We start from the raw sequence: 6,979 nt of genomic DNA on the forward strand, positions 1-6,979 counted from the left end.
GGCGGCTCGCCCAGCTCGGCGCCGCGGCCGAGGCGGCGGGCGCCGAGTGCGAGCGGCTCGCCAGGGCCGTGCGGGCGGCCGAGGAGGCCCGTGACCGTGACGCGGCCGGGCTCGCCGAGCTCGAGGAGCGGCTCGCCGTCGCGACGGCCGAGGTGGAGCTGGAGGCGGAGCCGACCACCGAGATGCGTGAGGAGCTGGCGGAGATCTGCTCGACGGCCAGGCAGTCCGAGATGGAGGCCCGCCTGGCCGTACGGACGGCGGAGGAGCGGGTCAGAGGCATCGCGGGCAAGGCGGACGAGCTCGTACGCGCGGCCGAGCGGGAACGCGAGGAGCGGGCCAGGGCCGCGGAGCGGCGCGAACGGCGGCGCAGGCAGGCGCTGGTGGCTCAGTCGGTCGTCCGCGGGGCCGAGCTGACGCTGGACAGGCTGGAGATCTCGCTTGCCACCTCGGCCGCCGAGCGCGACGAGGCCGAGCAGGCGCGTGGCCAGATCGACGTCTCGCTCAAATCCGTCAGGCTCAGGGTCAGGGAGCTGTCCGGGGAGCTGGACAAGCTGGTCAACAGGGCGCACGGCAGTGAGGTCGCCAGGACCGAGCGGCGGATGCGCCTGGAGCAGCTCGAGATCAAGGCGGTCGAGGAGTACGGCGTCGAGCCGGACACGCTCATCGCCGAGTACGGCCCCGCGGAACCGGTTCCCACGCTCGACGGCGACCCGGTGCCCTACGTGCGGGAGGAGCAGGAGAAGCGGGCGAAGGCCGCCGACCGGCAGATGGCCCAGCTCGGCAAGGTCAACCCGCTCGCCCTTGAGGAGTTCGCGGCTCTTGAGGAGCGGCACGCGTTCCTCACCTCGCAGCTTGAGGACCTCAAGAAGACCAGGCGTGATCTGCTGCTCGTCGTCAAGGAGGTGGACGATCGGGTCGAGCAGGTGTTCGGCGCCGCGTACGCGGACGTGGCCCGCGAGTTCGAGGGGATCTTCACGCGGGTCTTCCCCGGTGGTGAGGGCAGGCTGCTGCTCACCGACCCGGAGAACATGCTGACCACCGGCGTCGAGGTCGAGGCCAGGCCGCCGGGCAAGAAGGTCAAGCGGCTCTCGCTGCTGTCGGGAGGTGAGCGGTCGCTGACCGCCGTCGCCTTCCTCGTCTCCATCTTCAAGGCGCGGCCCTCGCCGTTCTACGTGATGGACGAGGTCGAGGCGGCGCTCGACGACACCAACACCCAGCGCCTGCTGACCCTGTTCGAAGAGCTGCGACAAACGTCACAGATCATCATCATCACCCACCAGAAGCGCACGATGGAGATCGCCGACGCCCTGTACGGCGTGTCGATGCGTGGCGACGGAGTGAGTCAGGTCATCAGCCAGCGCCTGAGGGAGAACGACGCGGGCTGATGGCACGCCCAAGTCGACAAGATCCACAGGGCGCGTCTTGACCCGGGGGGTCGGAGCATTCAGGGGCGTCTGGAAAACTGTGGTCTTGTGGATGGCTATCTCGGCATAATCGCGATCGTTGTCGTCGTCGCCCTGCTGGCGGCGGGCGGCATGGTCCTGCTGCTCAGGCCGCGGGGCAAGGCGGCTCCTCCGGTCGAGCCGCCTGAGGTGCGGCCCGTTCCCGGGCAGGAGCAGGCACCTCCCGCCGGAGTCGCCCAGGATGACGACGCGGCGACCACCACCCTCCCACCGCCGGTCAAACCGGCCGAGCCCATGGTCCTCCCCCCGGTCGTCGAGGTTCCGCCGCCCTCCGCGGGCCGGATGGTACGGCTGCGCGCCCGCCTCGCCCGGTCGCAGAACACCCTCGGCAAGGGGCTGCTCGACCTGCTCTCGCGGGATCGTCTCGACGACGACACCTGGGACGAGATCGAGGAGACCCTGATCACCGCGGACGTCGGCGTCGCTCCGACGCAGGCGATGGTCGAGGAGCTGCGGACCAAGGTGAAGGTGCTGGGCAGCAGGACGCCCAGCGAGGTGCGCGGGCTGCTCAAGGAGCAGCTGCTCGCCCAGATCGGCACGGACACCGACCGCACCCTGCACGTCAAACCGCACGGGGAGCGCCCGGCGGTCGTGCTCGTCGTCGGCGTCAACGGCACCGGCAAGACCACGACCACCGGCAAGCTGGCGCGTTCCCTCATCGGCGACGGAAACAGGGTCGTGCTCGGCGCGGCCGACACCTTCCGCGCCGCCGCCTCCGACCAGCTCCAGACCTGGGGCGACCGGGTCGGGGCCGAGGTTGTGCGCGGTCCTGAGGCGGGCGACCCGGCCTCCGTGGCCTTCGACGCGGTGGCCAAGGGCATCGAGGACAAGGTCGACGTGGTCATCGTGGACACGGCGGGCCGCCTGCACACCAAGACCGGCCTGATGGACGAGCTCGGCAAGGTCAAGCGCGTCATCGAGAAGAAGGCGACGGTCGACGAGGTCCTGCTCGTCCTCGACGCGACCACGGGTCAGAACGGCATGCGTCAGGCCAGGGTGTTCGCCGAGGTCGTGGATGTCACCGGCATCGCCCTGACCAAGCTCGACGGCACCGCGAAGGGCGGCATCATCATCTCCGTCCAGCGTGAGCTGGGCGTCCCGGTCAAGCTGGTCGGCCTCGGCGAGGGGCCGGACGACCTGGCCCCGTTCGACCCCGAGGTCTTCGTCGACGCGCTCCTCGGCGACTGAGGCCCGGGCCCGGCCTTCCTCGGGCCTTTGAGGGCGTGCCGGGGCGCGGCCGTTGTGCCGCGTCCCGGCCGCCTGTCACTCCCCGACGAGCGCCCCGCCGTGCGTGACACGTTCCCCGGCGGCGGGCAGCGGGCCGATGGGCACGACCAGCGGGGTGCCCGTCACCGGATCCTCGATGACCTTGGCGGCCAGGTCGAAGACTTCCGCCAGTAGTCCCTCGGTGAGGACGTCGCCGGGAGGCCCGGCGGCGACGACCCTGCCGTCGCGCATGGCGACCAGGTTGTCGGTGTAGCGGGCGGCGAGGTTGAGGTCGTGCAGGACCATCACCACCGTACGGCCGAGCTCGTCGTGGAGCCGCCTGACGAGCTCGAGGACCTCGATCTGGTGTGCCAGGTCGAGGAAGGTCGTCGGCTCGTCGAGCAGCAGCAGGTCGGTGCCCTGGGCCAAGGCCATCGAGATCCAGGCGCGCTGGCGCTGCCCGCCGGACAGCTCCTCGAGCGGGCGTTCGCCCAGGTCGAGCAGGCCTGTCATGGACAGGGCCTCGTTGACGGCGGACTCATCGCCTGACGACCACTGCCGGTACCACGTCTGGTGCGGGTGCCGTCCCCTGGCCACCAGGTCGGCCACGGTCAACCCCTCGGGGGCGGTCGGTGCCTGCGGCAGCACCCCCAGGATCTTCGCCACCTCCCTGGTCGGCATCCTGTCGATGCGTTTGCCGTCCAGCAGCACCTCGCCGCCCGACGGCTTCAGCAGCCGCCCGAGGGCGCGGAGCAGCGTGGACTTGCCACACCCGTTCGGTCCGATGATCGTGGTCACCGTCCCGGCCTCGATCCCGAGGTCGAGCTCATCGACGATGACGCGGTCGCCGTACCCGAGCTTGACGCCGACGGCTCGTAGTCTCAAGAGCGTGCCTTTCTGCGTGCGCGAACGAGAAGATAGATCAGGTAAGGGGCGCCGAGGACCGCGGTGACCACGCCGACCGGCAGCTCGACGGGGCTGAACGCGGTCCGCGCGACCAGGTCGGCGGCGGCGGTGAGAACGGCGCCGGTGAGCGCGGAGACAACCAGCGGTGGCTGAGCCGCCCCGGCCAGGCGCAGCGCGACCTGTGGCGCGGCCAGCGCGACGAAGGCGATGGGTCCCGCCGCCGCGGTCGCGACCGCGGCGAGCAGCACGGCGGCCAGGATCATCATGCTCCTGGCGAGGTTCGAGCGCACCCCGAGGCCGGTTACGGTCTCGTCGCCGAAACGCAGCGCGCCGAGGGAACGGGCACCGGCCAGAACGGGCGGGACGAGCACGGTGAGCGCGATCGCGACGGGGAGCACGTGTTCCCAGCCCCTGCCGTTCAGCGAACCGCTGATCCAGACCATGGCGCGGCCGCTGTCGTTGACGTCGCCGACGGTCAGCAGCCAGTACTTGACGTTGGTGAACACCGCGGAGACGCCGATGCCAACGAGCACGAGGCGGTAGCCGTCCAGGCCCCCGCGCCAGGCCAGCGTGTAGACGGCGAGCGCTCCGGCCGTCCCGCCGAGCAGGGCCAGCAGGGGGACGCCCAGCGTGGCCAGCGTGCCGCCCGCGCCGCCCGCCGCGCTCGACGTGGCCACGATGACCGCGACCACGCTCACGCTGGCTCCCGGGGTCACCCCGAGGATGTCGGGGCTGGCCAGCGGGTTGCGGGCGATGGCCTGGGTGATCGCCCCGGCCAGGGCGAGCGCCGTGCCGACGAGGACGCCGGTCAGCGCGCGGGGAAGCCTGAGCTCCATCACGACGAGGTGGGCGGGACCGTCTCCCACGACGGCCCCGGCCACCTCGGCCAGGCTCATCGGGATGTCGCCGATCCGCATGCCGAGGCCCGTCAGCAGCACGGTCGCGGCCAGCATGACCAGGGCCGTCGCGGCCGAGCGCGGGCGCAGGGCCCACGAGGCGGGGCCCGCCCGCAATGGCCGCCCATGTCCCGCACGCGGGTACGGCGCCGGGTCGCGGCTGGTCGCGGTCACAGCCGGACCGGCTTCCTGCGGCGGACCAGGGCGACGAAGAACGGCGCGCCGAACAGGGCGAGCACGACCCCGACCTCCAGCTCGCCGGGGCGGGCGACCACCCTGCCGATCACGTCGGCCAGCAGCAGGGCCGTCGCGCCCGTCAGCCCCGAGTACGGCAGCAGCCACCGGTGGTCGGGCCCGGAGAACGGGCGGGCCAGGTGGGGGACCATCAGGCCGACGAACGACAGCGAGCCGCAGACCGCGACCGAGGCGCCGCTGAGCAACGTGATCGCGGCGACGCCGACGGCGCGGGTCAGGGTGACGTTCTGGCCGAGGGCCCGGGCCACGTCTTCGCCGAGGGAGATCGCGTTGAGTCCGGGGACGTTGACCAGCGCGAGCAGGAGACCGGCGGCGACGAACGGCAGCGCCTGCGCGACGACCTCGCCGTCGCGGCCCGCGATCGAGCCCGCCTGCCAGAACCGGAAGACGTCCATCGCCTGCTCGTCCATCAGGACCAGGGCCGAGGTGAGCGCGTAAAGGAAGGCACTGACCGCTGTTCCCGAGAGGGCCAGGGTCACCGGGGTCGGACCACCCCGGCCGCCCGCCATGCCGAGGGCGAAGACCGCCGCGCTGGCGGCGAGGGCTCCGGCAAGGCCGAACCAGATGTAGCCGTACAGGCCGGTCACGCCGAGCGCCATGATGCCGAGCACCATCGCGAACGCCGCGCCCTGGGTGACGCCGAGCAGTCCGGGGTCGGCCAGCGGGTTACGGGTGTGGCCCTGCATGAGCGCGCCCGCGACGCCGAGCGCGATGCCGGCCATGACGCCGACGGCGGTCCTGGGAACGCGCAGCGACCGTACGACGATGTCGTTCTCCGTGCCGGTGTGGGCGGTCAGGGCGTGCCACACGTCGCCGGGCGGGACCGGCTTCGCGCCGACCATGAGACTCAGCACGACGGCGACCAGGAGGCCCGCGAACAGCCCGGCCAGGATGAGCGGCCGGTGCCCGCGGGTGGTTCCGAAACCGGGAGAGAACCGCGCGGTGACCGTCGATGTGCTCACGCGCCGCTCCTCTCGCTCGCCGGAACCCGGACGTCGGCCGCCGTCGGCCGTCGCGGGTCGTTGTTCGCCGCCGGACCTCCTGGACGCCGGCCGAATCCCGAACCTCGTTTGCCGGACCCGGAACGAGTATGCCAGTTTAGGTATGCCTAATCTAATTTAGGTTTGCCTTACCTTGGAGGTTGTCCCGATGAGAACGTCGCGCGCTGTGGCCCTCGGGGTGGTGGGAGCCGTACTGTCCGCGGGGCTCGCGGCCTGTGGCTCGGGCACCACGGGTAGCACGGGCACCACGGGCACCACGGGCACCACGGCGAGCGCGCCGCCGGCCGCGCAGGCCGGTACGGCGGCAGCCGACGCGGCGGTGTTCCCCCGCACGGTGAAGCACGCCATGGGGGAGACCACGATTGCGGCCAGGCCCGCCCGGGTCGTCGCCCTCGACCAGAGTTTCGTCGACGCGGTCCTCACCCTGGAGACGGACGTCGTCGGGTTCACCACCTACCGGGCGATCGACGAAAAGCTCCCCGACTACCTGACCCCGGTCCTCGGCCATGCCGGGCAGGCCAGGTCCGTCGGCACCCTGGAGCAGCCGAGCCTGGAGCAGATCATCGCCCTCAAGCCCGACCTGATCGTCTCGGCGAAGGTCCGCCACGAGGCGCTGTACGACAAGCTGTCGAAGATCGCGCCGACGGTGTTCAGCGAGACCACGGGGGCGATCTGGAAGGAGAACCTCAGGCTCATGGGGCAGACCCTGGGCAAGGAGGATCTCGCCGAGCAGAAGATCAAGGCCTACCAGGACCGCGCGGCCACGATCGGTGAGTCCATCAAGAAGAAGGCGGGCGAACTGCCGACCGTCTCCGTCGTCCGCTTCGCCGGGGAGCCGACCGTCCGCCTCTACGTGGAGAACTCCTACTCCGGGCTGGTGCTGAAGGACGTCGGCTTCCCCAGGCCGAAGGACCAGCCGACCACGACCGAGACGATCGCGGTGGACATCAGCCAGGAGAACATCTCCCAGCTCGACGCCGATCACATCTTCGTCGCCTCCTACCCGGACCCGGCGGTCGAGCCGATCAAGAAGAAGTTCGAGGCCAACCCGCTCTGGGGCAGGCTCAAGGGCGCCAAGCACGACGTCACCGACGTCGTCTGGATGAGCGCCGTCGGCATCCAGGGCGCGCACGCCGTCCTCGACGACGTCGCCACGGTCTTCGGGGTCGACCCCGCAAGGGCCGCCTGACCCCGCGACGCCGTCCAGGTCACCCCGGGCGGTGACGTCGACGAGGTCGCCGTCTCACGGGCC

At 71.5% G+C, this 6,979-nt stretch carries 6 protein-coding genes; 3 read left to right on the plus strand and 3 right to left on the minus strand.

Annotated features, from left to right (window positions below; all coding sequences use genetic code 11):
* Nucleotides 1-1,385, plus strand: a 1,385-nt coding sequence (locus AB0395_RS47210; RefSeq protein WP_366294643.1) for an AAA family ATPase, incomplete at its 5' end; no start/stop codon positions are given.
* Nucleotides 1,386-1,472: 87 nt separating this feature from the next.
* Nucleotides 1,473-2,651: a signal recognition particle-docking protein FtsY gene (gene ftsY / locus AB0395_RS47215; RefSeq protein WP_366294646.1), complete on the plus strand. Its 1,179-nt coding sequence runs from the start codon at nt 1,473-1,475 to the stop codon at nt 2,649-2,651.
* A 75-nt stretch (nt 2,652-2,726) separates the two neighbouring features.
* On the opposite strand, the gene AB0395_RS47220 is transcribed toward ftsY, so the two are convergent.
* From AB0395_RS47220 to AB0395_RS47230, 3 genes are read right to left on the minus strand one after another with little or no spacing between them, the layout of a single operon-like run.
* Nucleotides 2,727-3,554: an ABC transporter ATP-binding protein gene (locus tag AB0395_RS47220; RefSeq protein WP_366294649.1), complete on the minus strand. Its 828-nt coding sequence runs from the start codon at nt 3,552-3,554 to the stop codon at nt 2,727-2,729.
* The gene (locus AB0395_RS47225; protein ID WP_366294652.1) at nt 3,551-4,645 is read right to left on the minus strand and encodes an iron chelate uptake ABC transporter family permease subunit; all 1,095 of its coding nucleotides are present in this window, start codon (nt 4,643-4,645) and stop codon (nt 3,551-3,553) included. The genes AB0395_RS47220 and AB0395_RS47225 overlap by 4 nt, the downstream gene beginning before the upstream one ends.
* On the minus strand, nt 4,642-5,688 hold the full coding sequence (locus AB0395_RS47230) for an iron ABC transporter permease (protein WP_366294655.1): 1,047 nt from the start codon (nt 5,686-5,688) through the stop codon (nt 4,642-4,644). Before AB0395_RS47230 ends, AB0395_RS47225 begins: the two co-directional genes overlap by 4 nt.
* Before the next feature lie 187 nt (nt 5,689-5,875).
* On the opposite strand from AB0395_RS47230, the gene AB0395_RS47235 reads away from it, so the two are divergent.
* A complete protein-coding gene (locus AB0395_RS47235) occupies nt 5,876-6,916 on the plus strand; it encodes an iron-siderophore ABC transporter substrate-binding protein (RefSeq protein WP_366294659.1) in 1,041 nt (346 codons plus the stop codon).
* Nucleotides 6,917-6,979 lie beyond the last annotated feature (63 nt).

It is taken from the genome of Streptosporangium sp. NPDC051023 (assembly GCF_040689595.1).
In the GTDB taxonomy this organism is placed as follows: Bacteria; Actinomycetota; Actinomycetes; order Streptosporangiales; family Streptosporangiaceae; genus Streptosporangium.

Coding starts and splice junctions, on each gene's coding strand:
- AB0395_RS47235 (WP_366294659.1), top strand. CDS start 5,876: ATGAGAACGTCGCGCGCTGTGGCCCTCGGGGTGGTGGGAGCCGTACTG.